The 16,391-nt window shown below is 57.2% G+C and carries 14 protein-coding genes; 10 read left to right on the top strand and 4 right to left on the bottom strand.

All coding sequences use genetic code 11. The features are described from left to right. Positions 1–77: 77 nt before the first annotated feature. A complete protein-coding gene (locus tag AB1L30_RS11175; RefSeq protein WP_367013498.1) occupies positions 78–974 on the bottom strand; it encodes a DUF4261 domain-containing protein in 897 nt (298 codons plus the stop codon). Positions 975–1,415: 441 nt separating this feature from the next. Between AB1L30_RS11175 and AB1L30_RS11180 the strand changes: the two genes are divergently transcribed. From AB1L30_RS11180 to rdgB, 3 genes are all read left to right on the top strand, one after another. Continuing rightward, positions 1,416–1,856, top strand: coding sequence for a hypothetical protein (locus AB1L30_RS11180; RefSeq protein ID WP_367013499.1), 441 nt, complete (start codon positions 1,416–1,418; stop codon positions 1,854–1,856). Positions 1,857–2,059: 203 nt separating this feature from the next. Further along, positions 2,060–4,594, top strand: a complete 2,535-nt coding sequence (locus AB1L30_RS11185) for a DUF3656 domain-containing protein (protein WP_367013500.1) — start codon at positions 2,060–2,062, stop codon at positions 4,592–4,594. Between the two features lie 14 nt (positions 4,595–4,608). Next, entirely contained in the window at positions 4,609–5,226 is a 618-nt protein-coding gene (rdgB, locus tag AB1L30_RS11190) for an RdgB/HAM1 family non-canonical purine NTP pyrophosphatase (RefSeq protein ID WP_367013501.1), read from the top strand. Here the strand turns inward: rdgB and AB1L30_RS11195 are convergent. The 3 genes from AB1L30_RS11195 to AB1L30_RS11205 are packed head-to-tail and all read right to left on the bottom strand — an operon-like array spanning position 5,223 to position 7,407. Continuing rightward, on the bottom strand, positions 5,223–5,903 hold the full coding sequence (locus tag AB1L30_RS11195; RefSeq protein ID WP_367013502.1) for a hypothetical protein: 681 nt from the start codon (positions 5,901–5,903) through the stop codon (positions 5,223–5,225). The two genes, rdgB and AB1L30_RS11195, sit on opposite strands and share 4 nt — an antisense overlap. A 7-nt stretch (positions 5,904–5,910) precedes the next feature. Next, on the bottom strand, positions 5,911–6,639 hold the full coding sequence (locus AB1L30_RS11200) for a hypothetical protein (protein WP_367013503.1): 729 nt from the start codon (positions 6,637–6,639) through the stop codon (positions 5,911–5,913). 18 nt (positions 6,640–6,657) lie between these two features. Next, positions 6,658–7,407, bottom strand: coding sequence for a phage holin family protein (locus AB1L30_RS11205; RefSeq protein ID WP_367013504.1), 750 nt, complete (start codon positions 7,405–7,407; stop codon positions 6,658–6,660). A 223-nt stretch (positions 7,408–7,630) separates the two neighbouring features. On the opposite strand from AB1L30_RS11205, the gene AB1L30_RS11210 reads away from it, so the two are divergent. From AB1L30_RS11210 to AB1L30_RS11240, 7 genes are all read left to right on the top strand, one after another. Continuing rightward, complete coding sequence (locus tag AB1L30_RS11210; protein ID WP_367013505.1) at positions 7,631–8,803, top strand: glycosyltransferase family 4 protein; 1,173 nt, start codon at positions 7,631–7,633, stop codon at positions 8,801–8,803. Between the two features lie 128 nt (positions 8,804–8,931). Continuing rightward, positions 8,932–10,236: a Glu/Leu/Phe/Val dehydrogenase gene (locus AB1L30_RS11215; RefSeq protein WP_367013506.1), complete on the top strand. Its 1,305-nt coding sequence runs from the start codon at positions 8,932–8,934 to the stop codon at positions 10,234–10,236. A gap of 102 nt (positions 10,237–10,338) precedes the next feature. After that, positions 10,339–12,111 (top strand): DUF885 domain-containing protein, encoded by a 1,773-nt coding sequence (locus AB1L30_RS11220; RefSeq protein ID WP_367013507.1) that lies wholly within the window; start codon positions 10,339–10,341, stop codon positions 12,109–12,111. 91 nt (positions 12,112–12,202) lie between these two features. Beyond that, positions 12,203–13,024, top strand: a complete 822-nt coding sequence (locus AB1L30_RS11225; RefSeq protein ID WP_367013508.1) for a DUF1295 domain-containing protein — start codon at positions 12,203–12,205, stop codon at positions 13,022–13,024. Positions 13,025–13,034: 10 nt separating this feature from the next. After that, the gene (locus AB1L30_RS11230; protein ID WP_367013509.1) at positions 13,035–14,375 is read left to right on the top strand and encodes an FAD-dependent oxidoreductase; all 1,341 of its coding nucleotides are present in this window, start codon (positions 13,035–13,037) and stop codon (positions 14,373–14,375) included. Next, the gene (locus tag AB1L30_RS11235) at positions 14,297–15,088 is read left to right on the top strand and encodes a DUF1365 domain-containing protein (RefSeq protein WP_367013510.1); all 792 of its coding nucleotides are present in this window, start codon (positions 14,297–14,299) and stop codon (positions 15,086–15,088) included. The genes AB1L30_RS11230 and AB1L30_RS11235 overlap by 79 nt, the downstream gene beginning before the upstream one ends. Further along, complete coding sequence (locus tag AB1L30_RS11240) at positions 15,016–16,380, top strand: cyclopropane-fatty-acyl-phospholipid synthase family protein (protein ID WP_367013511.1); 1,365 nt, start codon at positions 15,016–15,018, stop codon at positions 16,378–16,380. The genes AB1L30_RS11235 and AB1L30_RS11240 overlap by 73 nt, the downstream gene beginning before the upstream one ends. Positions 16,381–16,391: the final 11 nt, after the last annotated feature.

Below are 16,391 nucleotides of genomic sequence, written 5' to 3' on the forward strand. Positions count from 1 at the left end.
AGCACTACGATTCCCCATCGTTTTCGGGCGTTACGCAGGAAAACGAGATTCGATCGGAAACTTGATGTGGGCGTGAACTACTTCACATAGACGCCTGCGGTGACGGCATATCGCAGGCCAGCGCAGTAAGGAATGCCCGGATCGATGTCGATCACTTTGCGGGGCGGTCCCAGTAGTGCCTCTTCGTAACGGCACTTCCAAACCTGGGTGGCTTTCACCGAGGTGAAGGCCTGACCATCTTGCAGCTTCGGTCCGTTCTCGAAGACCTCGAGGGCGTTTTCGTAGATGATCTGCTGGATCTCACGCCAATCGAGCCCGCGGAAATGACACTGAAAATCGGGCCAGCCAAGAATGCCTAATCCCAAGCTATCGATGATCATGTCGCGTGACTCGTCGTCGCGACGTTCCCCATAACCGATCACGCGCGACACGCGGACATTGAAAGCACCCGGTGCCTTCCAAGGTTTCGCCCCGAACTGGTGAAGTCCTGCGACAAACTTCTGTGGATCGAGAAACTGCTCGGTCGCTTCCCAGTAGATCGCATCGCAGGCCGTGGCTTCGACCACGGCGGAAACGAGAAACTGCATCATCTGCAGCCGCTCAATCGGACGCATGTTCGCGGCCGTCTGATCGGTGATCAGCAATTGATGTTCACAGTCGCCCACCACTTGCTCGGCATCGTCCCACAACCATGATTGTTCCAGAGCCGGCAGAAATGGCGTGAGGTCGCCGGGGTATTCGATCTCTTCTTCTCGAATGCTCCAGGTCGCCCCGACCGACTTACCACCGATGTTGGCGACGAAGCGTGGATGACGAAAGTCGAGACGATCGGAATCGCGTTTGCCGTCGCGCGGAGCGAATCCTTCCGACAAGACTTGCATCTTGTCGAGGATGGCGGCCTTCGATGGTTCTGGCTTCGTTTTATAGAACAGCCGAACGCGGTAATCGCGCGAAACGTCGTTGTCGTCAGCCACAAAAGCTCCTTCGACCCAGCAAATTCCCAAGAACCCCTCTGGGGGATTTCCTACCAGTATACTCCACTCTCCTCAGAGTATCTTCAAGCAGTCCTGAATGCCAGCAAAACCTAGCCACCAACTGGACTCCCCCCAGATTGAATAGATCGAGTGCTACGATCCGGGCAGATCGTCCACGTTAAGGTCTTCCTATTTCCGCGCCCTTTTCAATCTTCATGTTTGCCATTTCACATCTATGAATGCCGATAGAAATGGCGAGCTCTTCCGTGGTAAATCGCGCCTACCTTTTTTGAACCAAACGCGCCAGGAATTCATTGACGACCCCCAGTTTCCGACATAAAACGACAGATGAAGGGAAGCAAAATGATTGCAGGATTCGCAACTCACTTCGACCTGGAAGGGGCACCCGCCTGATCATTCCGCAACGAGAAGGAGAATGCCATGCCCGACCTGCAACGATTGACGGATGCCGCTGTAACCAAACTTCTAACCGAGCACGCCCTTCTTTACGACCTGCTGGAAGAAGCAGATCGCATCACCGCCGAAGGGGACTCACCAGAACCGCTGGTGTTGGGCTTGCTTGAACTGCGCGACATGATGCATGACCAGTTCGCGCGGGAAGAGTATGGCGGCTATCTCCGCGACACCATCAGCATCGCCCCCCGCTACTCTGCCGAATGCGAGCAACTTCGCCACGAGCACCGTTTGCTGCTGAGCGACATAGACGCCATGCTCGACGATCTGCATCACAGTCCGGACGAAACCCTGTCGACGTTCCACGTACGATTTCGTGACTTCACCACCCGCTTTTTGAATCACGAGCATCACGAAAATGCCGTCGTCCAGAAGGCTTTAGAAGACGACATCGGCGTGGGCGATTAGCTCTGGTCCACCTCACGAACTGGTCCAATAAGATGGCCTTCCCCCATATCCTGGGCGGCATGCCATCTTTTTTTGTGGCCGTACCTGGCTGTTTTCGGCTCGATTCCTGGCGATTTCGTCCCTATCCGCCTGCCTGATCCCCCGGTAAAATCAACCGATTCCGAGGCACCTTTTATCCATTACTGGGCAAAGTACGAAAACTGATGACCGAATCGCAGCCAGCCGCATCCACGCGACCAGAGCTTTTGGCTCCGGCAGGAGATTGGGACTGCGCTCGCGCGGCCATTGCTAACGGGGCCGATGCGATCTATTTCGGCCTTGAAACCGGCTTCAATGCCCGCGCCCGCGCCAAGAACTTCTCGCTCGATGACCTGCCGGCCCTGATGGAAATGCTCCATTGGCATGGCGTCCGCGGCTACACCACGGTCAACACGCTGACCTTCGCCGACGAGCTGTCGACCATCGAACCGATCATCCGCCGCATTGCGGAAGCGGGCACCGATGCCGTGTTGGTTCAAGACCTGGGCTTAGTTAACCTGATCCGACGGACCGCTCCCGAGTTGCCGATTCATGCGTCAACCCAGATGACGTTGACCAGTGCCGAGTGTATCGCCGAAATCGAAGACACCGGTATCGAACGGGTCGTGCTCGCTCGCGAGCTTTCGGTCGACGAGATCGCGAAGATCCATGCCCAGACGCAGATGCCGCTGGAAGCGTTTGTGCATGGTGCCTTGTGTGTTGCGTACAGCGGGCAGTGCCTTACCAGCGAATCGCTTGGCGGCCGTAGTGCAAACCGTGGTCAATGTGCCCAGGCCTGTCGCCTTCCGTACGAGCTTGTCTGCGATGGAGCCGACATTGACCTGGGGGACCAGAAGTATTTGCTCAGCCCGCAAGATCTCGCCGCGTTCTCCCTGGTGCCGGAACTGCTCGAGGCTGGTGTCGTTTCGTTCAAGATCGAAGGGCGTTTGAAAACGCCTGAGTACGTGGCCAACATCACCCGGCACTATCGTCAGGCCATCGATTCCGCCTTGGCCGGCAAGCCGGTAACTTTCACGCAGCGTCAAGTCGAAGAGATGGAACTCAGCTTCTCGCGTGGGTTCTCGCCAGGCTGGCTGCATGGCTGCGATCACAAGATGCTCGTCCCGGCGACCAGCAGTGCCAAACGGGGCGTTCTGGTGGCGGAAGTGGTCTCGGTCGACGACCGTCGCAAACGGGTCAAGCTGGAACTCCTCGGTCGATTGAAAGCAGGCGACGGGATCGTTTTCCAGGGAGACCGTGCTGCCGGCAACGAACAAGGTGGCCGCGTCTTCACCGTCAGCCAGAATGGCCGACGCGTCACCGGCGAAGCAACGCGTGGCGTGGTCGAAGTCGACTTCCCACGTGGTTCGGTCGACTTTCAATACTTGAAGCCAGGACTGCAAGTCTGGAAGAGCGACGATCCCGCCCTGACGCGGGAACTTCGTAAGAGCTTCAGCGGCGAACTGCACGGCCGTGATATTCCGTTGACCATCGATGCCACCGCGAAGGTTGGCCAGCCGCTACGAATCTGGGTGCAAAGCCGAGCCCTCGGCAAGCTGGAACTGGCAACTGAGCAGCCATTGGAACAAGCTCAGAAGCACTCGCTAACTGAAGAAAGCTTGCAGCAACAACTCTCGCGACTAGGTGGCAGCGGCTACAGCCTGGAGCAATTGACGGCCAAGATCGCCGGCACCCCGATGGTTCCGCTAAGCGTGCTTGGCAAGCTGCGAAAAGAAATGGTGACCCAACTCGACGAAGCCCGTCAGCAGATGGCAACGCGTCGCCGGATCATCGATCAAGATTTAGTCCTGCCGCAAATTCAAGCTGAAGTCGAACCGGCCAAGATCGAACCAGGCGATCCCAAGTTGATTGTCCTGGCTCGTACCATGCACCAGTTGGAATCGGTCCTGCGTGCCGACATCAAGACGGTGTACGTCGACTTCCAGGACATCCGCGAATACAAACACGCGGTCCCGCTGGCTCGCGAGTTTCAAGCGACCATTTACATCGTTACGCCACGGATTCAGAAGCCAGGCGAGATGGGCATCTTCAAAGCTCTCTCGAAGCATGGTGCCGATGGCTACGTTGTCCGCAACTTGTCGGGGCTGAAGTTCTTCACGGAACTGGGCGTCGCTTGCGTGGCAGACTTCTCGTTCAATGCCGCCAATCAACTGACGGTCGATTGGCTGCGAAAACGCGGAGCCGAGCGGATCACGCCATCCTACGATTTGAATCGCGATCAGTTGCTGGTGATGGCCGAGAACTGCGCCGCTCATCTGCTGGAACCGGTGATTCACCAGCACATGCCGATGTTCCATATGGAACACTGCGTCTTCTGCAGCGTTCTTTCGCCCGGAACGAACAAAACCAATTGTGGTCGTCCGTGTGACGAGCACGACGTGAAACTTCGCGACCGTGTTGGGGCCGAGCATCCCTTGAAGGCGGACGTTGGCTGCCGCAATACGCTCTTCAACAAGACTCCGCAAAGTGGAGCCGAGATCGTTCAGCCGCTGCTTGACCTGGGTGTCCGCACCTTCCGCATTGAACTGCTGAACGACGATCCTCCGCAAGAGATCGCTCGGGTCATCCAACTTTACCGCGATCTGTTGGCAGGCCATGTCGATGGCGAAGACGTCTGGCGAGAACTGAAAGCACTTAACCGCGTTGGTGTGACTCGCGGCACGCTGGAGCACGATCGCGATCCCCTGGCGATCATTTAGAAAGCAGCGGGCCCATGCCTCGTCCTTTGTCAGATTGTACCGAGATCTTCGTCGCGACCTCGAACCCTCATAAGGTTCGCGAGTTGTCGACGCTGCTTATTCCGCTGGGTATCCCGGTTCGGTCGTTGCCGGACGATGCGGATCTAGCCGCGCTCGAAGAAGATGGCGAGACGCTGCAAGAGAACGCTCGGAAAAAGGCAATCGGCCATGCCACGCAGCTTGGCCAATGGGTCTTGGCGGATGACACTGGCCTGGAAGTCGACGCACTCGACGGCGCCCCAGGCGTTCGCTCGGCCCGCTATGCCGGCGACGACGCCACCATGGCGATGAACCTGGCACTGTTAATCGAACACCTGGCAGATGTCGACGAGGAAGATCGCAAGGCTCGCTTTATGTGTCACCTCTGCGTTGCGGATCCGGATGGCAACGTTGTGCTGGAATCGAGCGGCGAGTGTCGCGGGCAGATCGGCACGGCCCCTATTGGCGAATTCGGGTTCGGTTACGATGCGATGTTTCTCGTCGCAGGCCTCGACCAAACCTTGGCCCAACTCGACGACGACAAGACCGCAGCGGTTGGGCACCGGGGGCATGCGGCCCGAGCGTTGGTGGCTGCCTGGCAGCGGCATACCTAGCCTTTGGTCGACTTCAGTACGACAACCAACTCGGGGAACTCCTGGTCGAATGCCATCTGTGTTTCCCAGGCGGTTTGATACGCCTTGGTTCGCCGTCCCAGGAAAGTTACCGCGAGCCCTAGCATCACAACGCAGGTGACGGCGATTCCGACCATCAGCGAAAACTTGGTCAGGGCCATCGTCATCGCCAGCACGCCGATCGCGAGACTGAAGACCCACGCCTTCCACATCAGCAGCAAACAGCTTCCCAGAAGGCCGGCTCGACCCAGGATCGTCTTCCGTTCGAAGCCCGCCGGAATCCGAATGTGGGATGCTTCAACCACGTATTGGCCTGCGGGAATATCGAAGGCCTCGAACTCGTCGCGAAGCTCTTCCTCTTCGCTGGTCTCCATCTCAGCCGGCCCCAGATAGATCGGCGGCTCGATGCGCATGGTTCTCGGCGGCTGGTCTTTACGAGCAAACTCGACGAGGCTCGCTGGCAGCGGTTCGTCGACGTACAGAGCAAACGCGCTGCGGCGGACATCGACAAACGAGATCACTCGTTCTTGCTGCTCTGCTTTCCCTAACGCCGCCAACGGATTGGTCTGCGGCGAGTCCTGATCTTGGATCTGGGACCACTCCGGGCATACCAAGGCGATGTCGTCGCACCACAAAACACGCTGATTGAAGAATCGCATATCCCTGCTAACCGCGACGTCCTGTCAATTGAAGCAAAGCCTGCATGATATAGCGGCGACGCTCTTCCGAAAGCATGCCACCAAACTTGATATCCCCTTCGGTTCGCATCAGTCGTATATGGGTCGTTGCCCCACCTTTGCGTGTGAAAGACTGCGTCTCGTCGATGTTCTGCACTTCGGACCAACGGAATCGGCGGGTGCGTCCCAGTGGCCAGATTCCTTGAAAGACAATCCCTCCGTCGCGATCCATTTCGTCCGCTCGCACGACGACCTGGCCGAAGAGACTCATCAATGCCATCCACCCCATAACCAACGTTCCCAACAGGAACGGGATGCCGAAGAGCGACAAGAACAGGTTGAACTCACCGTCCATGATCTGCGAGCCATAGATCCCCCCGAGCGAGAAGCCAGACCAGACGCACATGAACGGAATCAGGAAAAGTGCCATCCAGTTCCGAGTGGTCGCCGCGATGCGCCACCCCATGCCGCTGTTATCGTAGGCGATCCCACGTGGGGGCATGTTGATGTCGAAGGAGAAGTTCGACTCCGCGGTCGTCGAATACCCGGTTTCGGACTGCCAACCATTGCCGATCGGGGCACCCGGCGATTTCGTCACGCCCAACAAGTTCGAGATCGAAAACGCCTCGTTACAGTCGTAGCAGATCACAATGTCTTTCTCGACATTCATCTGCCGGGCAGGGAGGTAGATCTCGCAAATAGGACATCTCAGCTTCATGCATGGTGCTCCTGGTGGCTAACCGACGGGCATGGCCAATTGTTCGGACTCAGGCTCTTCCAGCGAGGCAGGGGACTGCGACGAAAGCACGACGACGTATTCTGGGAAGGTCTCGGTGAATTCGTCGATCGCCACGATCGCTTCCCGGCACGATTCCGACCGGGCCAGCAAGACCGCGGCCACAAAGGTTAACGCAACAGCCCCCACCGAAACCAGCCAGACATACCAGACCAGGAAAAAGAAGGCGAACAGTACACCCACTGCCCCAAAGACAGCCGCTTTGCTGAGAAGTTGTTGCCAGTGCAGAATCCGGTACCGGCTGGTCCCCATCCGTTGCATCAGCCATTGCCGGCTGAAAGCCGCTGGGATGTCGGTCCGATAGACCGCCCCCTGATAGGTTCCCTCGGGCAGATCGATTGTATTACACATGCCCGGGAACTCTTGAATCATCCCGTCATCTTCCTGGTACATGTACTCGAGCCCGCCGAAATAGGTAGTGCCTTGGACCCGGACGTCGGGGTAGACCTCTTCATCAACCATGAATTTGCGGAGCTCACCCGGTGGGTCTTCATCCAGAAAGATGGTCACCGCATATTGACCATCGCCATCACAATAGAACCAGATGACCCGGCCTTCCTCGCGCATGGTATCGACGAAGGAAATCGGATCGTTCCGGAGCATGGTGTCTGCTTCTTCCGGGAGATTCTCAGGCCAGAACATCACCATGTTCGCGCCGTCGGTCCCGCCATTGCCAGAATACTGCGTCATCGGGTGCTATCGTTGCTATCAATCCAGGGAGGTAAGCCAATGGGGATACTCTACCACAACTGCGAAAGGCAGGGCGACGCTCCCTTGCCGTTGGGGGATCTCGAAATAATCCAGGCGGGTTCGTCTTGCCTTGCTATGGGAAATTAGCTAATTACGCCCTTCGAACTGTTTCCGTGCTGGCAGATCGACTTGTCGAAATCCCCATGAAACCCTGCAGCCTCCCATGAAAATCGTCCAACTCATCTCCGGATTCGGCGTCAACGGAGCCATTATCCAGTGCTTGAGATTGACCGAAGCCCTCGCCCGGCGCGGTCATGACGTTACTTTGATTGGTCGTGAAGGCTCATGGATTCAAGAGCAAGTCGAAGGGACCAACATCAAGTTTGTCGATTCCGCACTACGCCGCTGGCCGCTGAAGCAGGTCAAACAAATGGCCCGCTGGATCGAAGACGAAAATGTCGACATCGTTCATACGCACAACACCAGCGGCCAGCTCTTTGGCATCATGCTGAAGATGTTCACCCGCGTCCCGGTCGTCGCCACGGCCCATCACACCAAAGTCCACGCCTATTGGGCGATGAAAGACTTTGTGATCGCGAACTCGGATCATACCCGTAGTGTCGAAGTTAACTGGAATCGCGTTCGCCAACAGAATGTCGAGACCGTTCGAGCCCTGATCGATCATGCCCCGATCCCTCGCAACGCCGACGAACTCCGCCAGGCCTGGCGAGAAGAACATGGCTTCCGTGAAGAGGACAAAGTGGTTGGCATCGTCGGTGACGTGTGTCCTCGCAAAAACCACCTGCTGCTGCTCAAAGCGTTGCCGGCCATTTTACGGCAAGTTCCCAATGCGAAGATCGCCGTGATTGGTAACCGCTGCCCGATCTACATCAAGCGGGTTCGTTCCCAGGTCATTCGGATGGGCGTTCGCGATGCGTTTCGCTTCATCAATTTCCAGAACGACATTCCCAACGTGATGCGAGCCATCGATCTTTTAGTCGCTTGCCCCACCCAGGAAGCCTTCGGCCTGACACCTCCCGAAGCAATGGCGGCCTGCAAACCCGTGGTCGCCACGCGGGTTGGCGGTCTGATCGAGAGCGTCGCTGATGGCGAGACCGGTTACCTGGTCCCCAGCCAGAACGCTGATGCCTTGGGCGAGGCGATCATCAAGATCCTGCGCGATGACCAATTGGCCCAGCAGATGGGCCAGGCCGGACGTGCCCGTTTCCTCGATATGTTCGACAACCACCGCAACGTGGTCCGACACGAAGAGATTTATGCCGACGTCGCACGTCGCGTCCTCCGCCGCGAGGTCGCCTGGCCTAGCGTTCCGCTGGAACCTCGGCCTGCATCGATTCCAACGGTCGGACTGCCTCCGATGGTCTATCATCGATAGAACCCGACCTATTTCCCTTGCTTCCCCTATTCTTGAGGGGAAGAATACAAGCGTGAGCACCACTCGCGGCATTCTCCCGATCTGCCGTTGAGACACCTCTCTCCCATCGCGCCGTGAGGAACCCCACCATGAACGCCTCTACGAGTCCTGACCTTTTCGAAGGAGCGATCGCCCGGCTGGATAAGGCTTTCCAGTTTGCCGAGATCGATGCCGAAGCGCTCGAGCGCCTGAAGCACCCCAAGCAGATTCTGCAAGTCTCGATCCCGCTTCGCATGGATGACGGATCGCTGCGAGTCTTCAGCGGTTATCGTGTGCGTCACGACGACACACGCGGGCCCACGAAAGGTGGTCTGCGATACTCACCGAGTGTCGACATCGCCGAAGTGAAAGCGCTGGCGTTCTGGATGACCTTTAAATGCGCCGTGATGAACATTCCTTATGGCGGCGCGAAAGGTGGCATCTGCGTGAACGCGAAAGAACTTTCGCGAATGGAGCTCGAGCGGCTCTCGCGCGGGTTCATCGAACAAGTCGCCGACTTCATCGGCCCCGACACCGATATCCCAGCCCCTGACATGTATACCAATGCCATGATCATGGGGTGGATGATGGACGAGTATTCGAAGATCCATCGTCGCCGCACCCCAGGCGTGATTACCGGCAAGCCGATCCCACTGGGTGGCAGCCAGGGACGCGACGACGCTACGGGCCGCGGAGCTTACTACTGCATTCAAGAGCTCGCTAAGAAGCGGGATTGGGTTCCGAAGCAAACGCGGGTCGCCGTCCAGGGCTTCGGCAACGCCGGGCAAAGTATCGCGCGACTTCTGCATGCCGATGGATACCAGGTGGTCGCCGTCAGTGATTCGCGCGGCGGGATCTACAAGCCTGGCGGATTCGATATCCCGAGCTTGATTCAAATCAAAAACGAGTCGCGGCGGCTTCAGGCGGTTTATTGCACCGGCTCGGTTTGCGAAGCAGTTGAGGCGAAGACCATCACCAACGAGCAGCTTCTGGAACTTGACGTCGACCTGCTGATACCAGCGGCGCTGGAAAATGTGATCACGGCCGAGAACGCCCAGCGGATTACGGCCCCGGTGATCGTGGAAGTGGCCAACGGTCCAACCACCGGCGAGGCCGACGAGATTCTCAACGAAAATGAGAAACTGGTGATCCCCGACATCCTGGCCAACGCAGGGGGTGTGACTGTCAGTTACTTCGAGTGGGTCCAGAACCAGCAAGGGTTTTATTGGAGCCTCGAAGAAGTCCAGCAGCGGCTGCACGCCATGATGCGACAAGAGTTCAATCACATCTACGACTGGATGGTCGAAAAGAAGATCGACATGCGGACAGCCGCGTATGCGGTGGCCCTGTCTAGAATCGGCGAAGCGATCGAATCGCTGGGGACTGTCCAGTATTTTTCAGACAACGATTCGTGATTTTGTACATTCTCACTGGTTGGCGACCGCCCGACCGTCGTTCAGAATAGACCTTGCCCCTGGTCTGCCTTACTCGCGTTTGGTTCCACGCAAGGAATTCCCATGTCGTCGCTTCGCCTGCTGGCTCTTTCTTTGATCGCCTTGAGCGTGTTCGCTCCGGCGGCTGCCTTTGCGGAAGATAACTCCGCCTCCAAACAACTCCACGCCTTGTTCGACGAAGACTGGGAGTGGCAGCTCGATAATCATCCCACCATGGGGACATGGCTGGGGGATCCTCGCGGCAACGATCGCTGGACCGACCTTTCGCGAGAAGCGATCGACAAACGGAAACAGCACCCGCACGAAATGCTGGAGAAGCTGCAAACGATCGACGCCAGCCAACTGACCGGCGAGGACCTGTTGTCGTACGAACTGTTCGAGTACGACCTGCGTCGCTCGATCGATGGCGAGAAGTACCCGAGCGAACTCCTGGCGGTCGATCAGCTCGATGGTCCTCAGTTCATGATGGCCCAAACGGCGACGAACATGCCGTTCAAGACCGTCAAAGATTACGAGAACTATCTTTCGCGATTGAATAAGTATCCGAACTTCCTCCAGCAGAACGTCGACCTGCTGAAGGAAGGGCTGGAAAAACGCTGGGTCCAGCCGCCTGGTCCGCTGGGCAGTATCCCTCGCCAGATCAGTGGTCAGGTCTTGGCCGACGCTACCGACAGCCCGCTGTTCGATCCTTTCGAAGACTTCCCCGATTCGATATCAGCCGAAGACCAGGCTCGCCTGAAGAAGGCGGGTAAAGAAGCGATCGCCAATCAAGTCTTCCCAGCGCTGCTGAAATTTAAGGCGTTCCTGGAAGACGAATACCTTCCGAACGCCGCCGAGATCATTGGTGCTTCGGCGCTTCCCAACGGCAAGCAGTACTACGCCTTCCGCTGCCGCGCTTCGACGACGACCGATCTAAGTCCGGAAGAGATTCACGAGATCGGCATGAGCGAAGTGAAGCGAATCCGGGGCGAGATGGAGAAGGTCATTCGCGAGTCTGGCTTCGAAGGGGACTTCGACGACTTCATCAAATTCCTGAAGACTGATCCGCAGTTCTATTACACCGACCCCAACGACCTGTTGATTGGCTACCGCGACATTGCCAAGCGAGTCGATGCGGAACTGCCCAAGCTGTTCGTTGAACTGCCTCGGCTTCCCTACGGTGTGAAGGCCTTCCCGGACTATGAAGCGCCAAACCAGACTTCGGCACGGTACTACCCTGGTGCACCGGAAGCGGCCCGAGCCGGTTTCTTCATGGCGAACACCTACGCATTGGACAGCCGTCCGAAGTATGAAATGGAAGCGTTGACACTGCATGAAGCGGTCCCAGGTCACCACCTGCAGATCGCTCGCGCCCAGGAACTTACCGACCTGCCAAACTTCCGACGTCATGGGCACTTCACCGCGTATGTTGAAGGTTGGGCTTTGTACGCCGAGTCGCTGGGGGAAGAGATGGGCTTTTACCAGACCCCTTACGACAAGTTCGGCCAGCTTACCTTCGAGATGTGGCGAGCTTGCCGCCTGGTGGTCGATACCGGCATCCACAACATGGGTTGGAGCCGAGCCCAGGCCATCAAGTTCTTTAAAGAAAACAGCGGCAAGAGCGACCTGGAAGTTGCCGTCGAGATCGATCGCTATATCGTCTGGCCAGGCCAGGCCCTGGGCTACAAGATTGGCGAGCTGAAAATCAAGCAGCTGCGAGCCAAGGCCGAAACGGAACTGGGGGAAGATTTCGATCTTCGCGAGTTCCATAACGTGGTTCTCGATAGCGGTGCTCTCCCGCTCCCGATTCTGGAACGGCAGGTCGATCGCTGGATTTCCGAAAAGAAAGCGGGCTAAAAACTTCCGTTCCGCCCGTTAATCGCGTCCAAAAGCTGCGGTTTCCGACATCAGGCCTTTTTCTTCCTGATACGGGACCGCGGCTTTTTTCATGGACTTCAGCACCTTACTTCTGACCAACGCCGGCATCGTGCTGGGCTGCATGGTGCTGCTATGGCTGCTGAGTCTGGTCCTGAAGGATGCCAGTATCGTCGACATCTTTTGGGGCTTCGGCTTCGTGGTGATCGCCTGGAGCTCGGTCTTGAATGCAGCAGCCCCGAGCCTTCTGGCGTGGATCCTGGTCGGTATGGTCACCCTGTGGGGCTGCCGTCTGGCTGGCTACTTAGCCTGGCGCAACATCGGCAAGGGGGAAGATTCTCGCTACCGCGAGATGCGAGAGAAGCCCGGTCGGAACTTCGCTCTCTTCAGCCTGGTGGTCGTTTACGGCCTCCAGGGGACGATCATGTGGATCGTTTCTTTGCCTCTCCAAATTATGCCAACATTGGAAGGCTCATTCACGGCCCTCTCGGTGCTGGGCATTGGATTGTGGATGATCGGTCTCGCCTTCGAATCGATCGGCGACTGGCAACTGTCTCGCTTCAAGAGCGATCCATCGAACAAAGGCAAGGTGCTTGATCAGGGATTGTGGCGCTACACACGGCATCCGAATTACTTCGGAGACTGTGTGCTCTGGTGGGGCTACTACATTCTGGTGGTGTCGGTCGATGAATCGGCATGGTGGACCGTGATCGGTCCGGCGCTGATGACGTTCTGCCTGCTGTGGTTCTCTGGCGTCGCCCACCTCGAGAAACGGATCCCGAACCGTCGCCCCGAGTACGCCGATTACATTCGCCGTACGAGTGCCTTCTTCCCTTGGCCACCGGAATCGAAGTCGTCGTCCTCGCCGGTTCATAGTCATTCCCCAACTCCTTAGGAGCTCGTCGATGCGTCGTCAGCGAATTGCTGTGGTTGGAGGTGGCATCAGCGGAAATCTGGTCGCAAGGCTTTTACACGCCGACCACGAGGTCACCTTGTTCGAGGCGGCCGACTACCCAGGCGGGCACAGCAACACCGTCACGTGCGAACTGGATGGTAAGCCCTACGACGTCGACACCGGCTTCATGGTGTTCAACGATCGAACTTATCCGAACTTCTGCCGCATGCTCGACATGCTGGGAGTCGAGTCGCAGAAGAGCGATATGAGCTTCAGCGTTCGCTGCGAGCAAAGTGGTCTCGAATATCAGGGCAGTAGCCTGAGAGGCCTCTTTCCAAGCTGGCGAAATCTCACTTCCCTTCGTTACTGGACCATGCTGCGGGACATTCTGCGATTCAATCATCATGGGACGAAAGCAGTCGCAGAGAACGCCATCCAGCCGAACGAAACGGTCGGGCAATTTCTCGAACGCTGCCGGGTCGGCACGATGTTTCGCGAGAAGTATCTCGTCCCGATGGCTGCCGCCATTTGGTCGTCCGATCCCGAACAAATCCTTGACTTTCCCGCCGAATTCTTTCTCGGCTTTTGTGATAATCACGGCCTGATGGCCATTCGCAATCGTCCCCAGTGGCGAACGATCGTGGGGGGATCGAAGCAGTACGTGCAGAAGCTGATCGCACCGCTGGTCGATCGCGTGCGTTTGAGCTCGCCCGTCGAATCGATCCGCCGCACCGACGATCAAGTGATAATCACGACATCTCACGACGTGACCGAGACCTTCGATCAGGTCATCCTGGCGACGCATGCCGATCAATCTCTGCGGATGCTCGACGAGCCGACCGAGGCCGAGTGCGAGCTTCTGTCGCACTTCCCTTATCAGCCCAACGAAGCCGTTCTGCACACCGACACCAGCTTGCTGCCGACGCATCAACATGCTTGGGCAAGCTGGAACTATTTCCTGCCGGCCAATCATCAGACGACCGCCAGCGTTACGTACGACCTATCGCGTTTGCAGAACGTCGATTCTCCGCGGCCGATCCTGCTCAGTTTGAATATTACCGATCGGATTGATCCTTCGATGATCTTGAAGACGCTCAAGTACGATCATCCAGCCTATAACCGTCATTCCTTTGCGGCGCAGCAGCGTCTGCCTGAGATTCAAGGGAAGCGGAATACGTACTTCTGTGGTGCCTGGTGTGGGTATGGCTTCCACGAAGATGGCGTGAAGAGTGCTTTGGCGGTCGCCGCCTATTTTGGAAAGAACCTCGACGCATGCGAAGCTGCCTCTACGAAGGACTTGTCACACACTCGCGACATACGCCGGTCCCTCATCACTTCCGGTATCGGATAACGATGGCCTGTTTCGATCTGGCCGAACTCGATCAAATTGTCGGTCCGAATCGACTGCTAAGTGATCATCGCTGGGCCGGGGTTTCGTTTCCTCGTGATGTGCATCTCCGACATCTTTCCGGAAGCCTCGATACTCGTGTGCGGCAATTTGTCGAGCAGCAATCGGGTAAGCGGCCCGAGGGGTCCATTCGCTTGCTCACGCAGCTTCGGAACTTCGGCTATTACTTCAGCCCGCTGAACTTGTTTCTGATCGAAGGCAAAACACCAACGGCGGCACCTTCGCAGATCATCGCCGAAGTGAACAATATCCCGTGGGGCGAGCAGCACGCCTATCTCCTCGAGCCGAGTTGGAACGATGAGAAACAGGCTTGGACCTGCGAGCATCCCAAGCAGATGCATGTCTCCCCCTTCATGCCGATGGATCAACGATATCGCTGGACGTTTCGCTCGTTCGGCGAGCGCCTTTCAGTGGGGCTCGAGAACATCGACGCCGGGCGTCCCATCTTTGGGGCTGGGATGGATTTAGAAAAAAAGCTGTTAGCACCCCGGGGTACTCGACGGTTCATACCTAGTGTGCCTGCTATGAGCCTGAAGGTCGTCGCGGCAATCTACTTGGAAGCCTGGAAACTTTGGTGGAAACGATGTCCCATCTATCCTCACCCGCGAAAACAATCCGGCAGCAAAATGGCTGCCCCGGCGACCAAACCGCTGTAGGCGAAATTGCACTTCAAGCATCGATTCGGCCTGCCAGCGGCATGAAAGCCAAGGTGGCGGCAGGGCTTCATTGTTGGGTTTCGCGGCAGTGCCGCCGACTACTTCATCAGGCTCTCTCACAAATTGATGCCGGGCACGTCCTGATCGTCGACCCACTGGGGCAGCATCAATTCGGGCCGAGCAGCGATGTCGAACTGCGGGCAGTGGTGCGGATCGATGACCTGCGTGTTTATCGCCGCATGATTTTCGGGGGCACGCTCGCCGCTGCGGAAGCTTACCTGGACGGAAAGTGGGTTTGCAGTGACCTGACCGCACTGCTGCGAATCATGGCTCGCAATCTGGAGTCACTCAAAGGAATCGAGAAACGAACGTCGTTCTGGCTCGGTCCGTGGCGGAAGCTTCAGCAGTGGCAGACTCGTAACTCAAAGTCTGGCAGCCGCAAGAACATCGCGGCCCATTACGACTTGAGCAACGAGTTTTTCGGTCTGATGCTGGACGAGTCGATGATGTACTCTTCGGCTATTTACCGCAACGAGCAGACGCCGTTGGCGGAGGCATCCCTTGCGAAGCTTGATCGCATTTGCCGGAAACTTGATATCAAACCAGGGAGTCACGTCCTGGAGATTGGCACGGGCTGGGGAGGCTTCGCGGAGTTCGCCGCGAAGCATTATGGCTGTCACGTGACGACGACCACCATTTCGGAGCAACAACACGAGTTCGCTCGCAAGCGATTTAAAGCCGCTGGTCTCGACGACCAGATCACGCTGCTCAAGTCGGACTATCGTGATCTTACTGGGCAGTTCGATCATGTCGTCAGCATCGAGATGATCGAAGCGGTCGGGCGAGATTATCTCGACACTTACTTCCAGAAATGTGCCTCGCTGCTGAAGCCTGAGGGGACGATGGCTCTACAAGTGATCACGATTCCGGACGAACGTGTCGAAAGTTACTCGCGCGGTGTCGACTTCATCCAGAAGTACATCTTCCCTGGCGGTTTCTTGCCGTCTTACCACTTGCTGTCTCGATCGATCGCGAACAAGTCGGATCTGCGAATTTTGCATACCGAAGACTTCGGTCCTCACTATGCTCGCACGCTGGCCGATTGGCGAATGAACTTCTTCGAGAACATGCCCCGCATTCGCAAGCTTGGCATGGACGACTACTTCCTGCGGATGTGGGAATACTATCTTGCCTACTGCGAAGCAGGATTTCATGAACGTCAGATCGGCGTCAGTCAGATGGTGTTGGCTCGACCGAAGTTTCGAGGCGATTCGATCCTGGGCAGCTTCTAGAAACGCCGACG

The organism is Bremerella sp. JC817, assembly GCF_040718835.1.
Taxonomy (GTDB): domain Bacteria; phylum Planctomycetota; class Planctomycetia; order Pirellulales; family Pirellulaceae; genus Bremerella.

Bases quoted from the DNA above. Each gene is read 5' to 3' on its own strand.
- AB1L30_RS11225 (WP_367013508.1), top strand. From the start codon at position 12,203: ATGGACTTCAGCACCTTACTTCTGACCAACGCCGGCATCGTGCTGGGC.
- AB1L30_RS11180 (WP_367013499.1), top strand. From the start codon at position 1,416: ATGCCCGACCTGCAACGATTGACGGATGCCGCTGTAACCAAACTTCTA.
- AB1L30_RS11220 (WP_367013507.1), top strand. From the start codon at position 10,339: ATGTCGTCGCTTCGCCTGCTGGCTCTTTCTTTGATCGCCTTGAGCGTG.
- AB1L30_RS11185 (WP_367013500.1), top strand. From the start codon at position 2,060: ATGACCGAATCGCAGCCAGCCGCATCCACGCGACCAGAGCTTTTGGCT.
- rdgB (WP_367013501.1), top strand. From the start codon at position 4,609: ATGCCTCGTCCTTTGTCAGATTGTACCGAGATCTTCGTCGCGACCTCG.
- AB1L30_RS11195 (WP_367013502.1), bottom strand. From the start codon at position 5,903: ATGCGATTCTTCAATCAGCGTGTTTTGTGGTGCGACGACATCGCCTTG.
- AB1L30_RS11210 (WP_367013505.1), top strand. From the start codon at position 7,631: ATGAAAATCGTCCAACTCATCTCCGGATTCGGCGTCAACGGAGCCATT.
- AB1L30_RS11230 (WP_367013509.1), top strand. From the start codon at position 13,035: ATGCGTCGTCAGCGAATTGCTGTGGTTGGAGGTGGCATCAGCGGAAAT.
- AB1L30_RS11215 (WP_367013506.1), top strand. From the start codon at position 8,932: ATGAACGCCTCTACGAGTCCTGACCTTTTCGAAGGAGCGATCGCCCGG.
- AB1L30_RS11205 (WP_367013504.1), bottom strand. From the start codon at position 7,407: ATGACGCAGTATTCTGGCAATGGCGGGACCGACGGCGCGAACATGGTG.
- AB1L30_RS11235 (WP_367013510.1), top strand. From the start codon at position 14,297: ATGCGAAGCTGCCTCTACGAAGGACTTGTCACACACTCGCGACATACG.
- AB1L30_RS11240 (WP_367013511.1), top strand. From the start codon at position 15,016: ATGTCCCATCTATCCTCACCCGCGAAAACAATCCGGCAGCAAAATGGC.
- AB1L30_RS11200 (WP_367013503.1), bottom strand. From the start codon at position 6,639: ATGAAGCTGAGATGTCCTATTTGCGAGATCTACCTCCCTGCCCGGCAG.